We start from the raw sequence: 2,789 nt of genomic DNA, 5'->3' as shown, positions 1-2,789 counted from the left end.
TTATCATGACGAATAACCGGGCTGCGGAGCATAATACCAAAGGCTGGATTTTCATCACACACCTTCGTAAACAGTCGCATGTCCTGATAAACTTTATCCAACGACTTTTGCTCCTCGGCTAATCCGAGCAATGATTTTACGTACCGCGATGCTACCCGTCCTTCGGCCATAGGTTAGTTAAGTTTCAATTCTTTAATAAACCCGTCAACTAATTCCTTCTGTGCTTTGTCAGACGAAAGATTTTTCTTCATCAGCTGCTCAGCAATTTGAAGGGAGAACATCGCTACCTGTATGCGTACATCTTTTAATGCAGCTTGCTTTTCAACTTGAATAGCCGCACGCGCATCATCAATAATTTTATCAGCGGCCTTCTTGGCATCGGCCTGCGCATCGTCCTTCAAACGGCTAGAAGCCTCACGGGCTTCTTTTAAAAGTCTGTCTCGCTCTTCTCGTGCTTCTTTGAAAATCTTTTCATTGTCAGCTTGAATGCGTGCCATTTCAGCACGCGCCTGCTCTGCGGTTTCAAGTGCTTTTTTTATCGACTCTTCGCGCTCTTTTAAGGATCCGAGTATTGGCTTCCATGCAAAACGTGCTAATAAAAGCACCAACAAAAGGAAAACAAATGTTTGCCAAATGATAAGGCCAGTGCCGGGGGTAAGAAGTTCCATATATCTTAAATTCTTAAGTGTTTCAGTAAAATGAAGAACTTGCCTGGCCCATTGCCATTAGCAAGTTCTTCTCAAGCCATTAGCCTTTGAACGAAATCAGCAAGCAAATAACGAGTGCAAAAAGAGCAGCCACCTCGATAAGTGCAGCGATAATCAGCATGGCGCCCTGGATTTTACCAGAAGCTTCAGGCTGACGTGCCATACCTTCCATAGCGGAACCACCGATTTTACCGATACCGATACCAGCGCCAATTGCAGCCAGACCAGCACCGATACCAGCGCCCATGATTGCATAGCTGATGTCCAATAAAAGTGCAGTTAACATTGTGTTATGTGTTTAAGTGAAACAAACCCTGACGCTTCCGCCAGGGATATCTTTAATTAATCTTAATGATGTTCGTGGTCGGCCGTAGCCATACCGATGTAAAGCGATGTGAACAACGTGAACACATACGCCTGTATGCCGGCCACCAACAATTCAATAAGATTTATAAATAATACAATAAGGCTTGATACCAAACCTACTGCAATACTTTGAAAAATAAATGCCAGACTAATCAAGCTTAACAAAACTATGTGCCCGGCAGTAATGGCCACAAAAAGACGTATCGTTAAAGAGACAGGCTTGGTGATTATGCCAACGAGTTCAACGGGGAGAATTACAAGGCGCAACGGCAGCGGAACACCCGGTGTCCAGAAGATGTGAGACCAATATGCCTTGTTGCCATTTACATTGGTTAAGATAAATGTGAAAACAGCAAGGGTCATCGTTACGGCTATATTACCGGTAAGGTTACCTGCGCCCGGTAAAAGTCCCAACAGGTTTCCAAAAAGAATAAAAAAGAAAAGTGTGAGCAAGTAAGGCAGATACTTCTCATACTGGTGACCAATGTTTGGCTTCACTACTTCATCGCGAACGAAAACAATAATGGGTTCAAGGAATGACTGAACCCCACTGGGTGCCTTGCCCGAATTTTTCTTTGCTGATTTAGCGGCTGAAAGAAACACCACCATTAATAAAGTGGCATTGATTAATAACATGGCCACATTCTTTGTAATGGAAATATCCAAAACTGCTTTCCCTGAATCAGCCAGGTAAATGTGACTGTGGTCCAGTTTATAACCGATGTACTCCACAACATTATGATGCTCATCGTAGAAATTCTTTGATGAGAAAATGTCCAGTCCGCGTTCAGATGAATAGACAATTACCGGGAGATAAAGTGTACCGTAATGCCCATCCCAAAAATGCCACGTGTGGTCGTCCAGTACGTGGTGGATTATCACCTCGCTGGCATTGAATGCACCACCCTCTTCAGCCGAACCAGAAGCCGTACCAAAAGACGAAAAGACTACAGAAACTACGAGCGCTACGACTAATAAGAAAAGACTGAATTTACGGGTTAAAACGCTCATTTTGGCCAGATTAGGGGGTTTAAAATCCGACCGCAAAGGTATTAATTAAACCATGAGAAAGAAATGTTTTAATTTTTTTTTGGCTCTTTTCATCGGCTGATCTGCCGCCACAAAAAGCCCACTTCAAGGGCGGTAAACACGGCATAAACCGCGATAAAAAACACCACATTTTCTAAGGCCCCGGGGCGGTCTTCCCAAATGACTAAGGCCAGGTAAGTACCATATGCCAAAAGTTTTATGGCGATGCTGGCCAGGTAAAAATGAACGAAAAAATCAGGTCTGCTTTTGCGAATGCGCAGCAGGTAAAAATAAAGTCCGATGGTACTGGCCGAAAGCAGTACCAGGCTCTGATAAAAGAATGAAGGAAGCGCTGAAAAGGATTGACTCACGCCCAGAATGACCACAATCACCAACCCCATGGCAACCAAAAAGCCTGTAAGGTTGCTCACGATTTATCAATAGACTTGTACAACTGGTACATCATTCCCGCGAAGGCCACAAATACAAACACAATCAGAAATATAGGATACTTTAAATTCAACCATTCATCAATCTTGTAGCCCAGCCAGGCGAACAAGCCGATGGTTACCGCCAGCTGTACAGCCAGACTACTGTACTTCAGGTAGCTGTTATACGGTTTTGGCTTCTGATCCTGTGAGGGTTCTTGATGCTCCGAAGCCATTGCTTTCGCCTATCTTGATTTCT

Annotated in this window: 6 protein-coding genes; all 6 read right to left on the bottom strand. The window is 43.9% G+C overall.

What is annotated here, in order from left to right; translation table 11 throughout:
• Positions 1 to 170 (bottom strand): F0F1 ATP synthase subunit delta (locus V7D78_RS17430; protein ID WP_442886734.1); only part of this gene is annotated, 170 nt, incomplete at its 3' end.
• Between the two features lie 3 nt (positions 171 to 173).
• Positions 174 to 668 carry a F0F1 ATP synthase subunit B gene (atpF, locus tag V7D78_RS16825; RefSeq protein WP_333609608.1) on the bottom strand — a complete coding sequence of 165 codons (495 nt, stop codon included), beginning with the start codon at positions 666 to 668 and terminating at the stop codon, positions 174 to 176.
• A gap of 79 nt (positions 669 to 747) precedes the next feature.
• Positions 748 to 993 carry an ATP synthase F0 subunit C gene (gene atpE / locus V7D78_RS16820; RefSeq protein WP_333609607.1) on the bottom strand — a complete coding sequence of 82 codons (246 nt, stop codon included), beginning with the start codon at positions 991 to 993 and terminating at the stop codon, positions 748 to 750.
• A 62-nt stretch (positions 994 to 1,055) separates the two neighbouring features.
• Positions 1,056 to 2,084, bottom strand: a complete 1,029-nt coding sequence (gene atpB / locus V7D78_RS16815) for a F0F1 ATP synthase subunit A (protein WP_333609606.1) — start codon at positions 2,082 to 2,084, stop codon at positions 1,056 to 1,058.
• An 89-nt stretch (positions 2,085 to 2,173) separates the two neighbouring features.
• Positions 2,174 to 2,533 (bottom strand): hypothetical protein, encoded by a 360-nt coding sequence (locus V7D78_RS16810; protein ID WP_333609605.1) that lies wholly within the window; start codon positions 2,531 to 2,533, stop codon positions 2,174 to 2,176.
• On the bottom strand, positions 2,530 to 2,766 hold the full coding sequence (locus V7D78_RS16805; protein ID WP_333609604.1) for an AtpZ/AtpI family protein: 237 nt from the start codon (positions 2,764 to 2,766) through the stop codon (positions 2,530 to 2,532). The genes V7D78_RS16810 and V7D78_RS16805 overlap by 4 nt, the downstream gene beginning before the upstream one ends.
• Between the last annotated feature and the right edge of the window lie 23 nt (positions 2,767 to 2,789).

The sequence above is a fragment of the Arsukibacterium sp. genome, from assembly GCF_036735525.1.
In the GTDB taxonomy this organism is placed as follows: Bacteria; Pseudomonadota; Gammaproteobacteria; order Enterobacterales; family Alteromonadaceae; genus Alishewanella.
This window is presented reverse-complemented; position numbering and strand designations above follow the sequence as displayed.

What these genes read in the sequence shown, in the direction of transcription:
- V7D78_RS16805 (WP_333609604.1), bottom strand. Translation starts at nt 2,766, where the DNA reads ATGGCTTCGGAGCATCAAGAACCCTCACAGGATCAGAAGCCAAAACCG.
- atpE (WP_333609607.1), bottom strand. Translation starts at nt 993, where the DNA reads ATGTTAACTGCACTTTTATTGGACATCAGCTATGCAATCATGGGCGCT.
- atpF (WP_333609608.1), bottom strand. Translation starts at nt 668, where the DNA reads ATGGAACTTCTTACCCCCGGCACTGGCCTTATCATTTGGCAAACATTT.
- atpB (WP_333609606.1), bottom strand. Translation starts at nt 2,084, where the DNA reads ATGAGCGTTTTAACCCGTAAATTCAGTCTTTTCTTATTAGTCGTAGCG.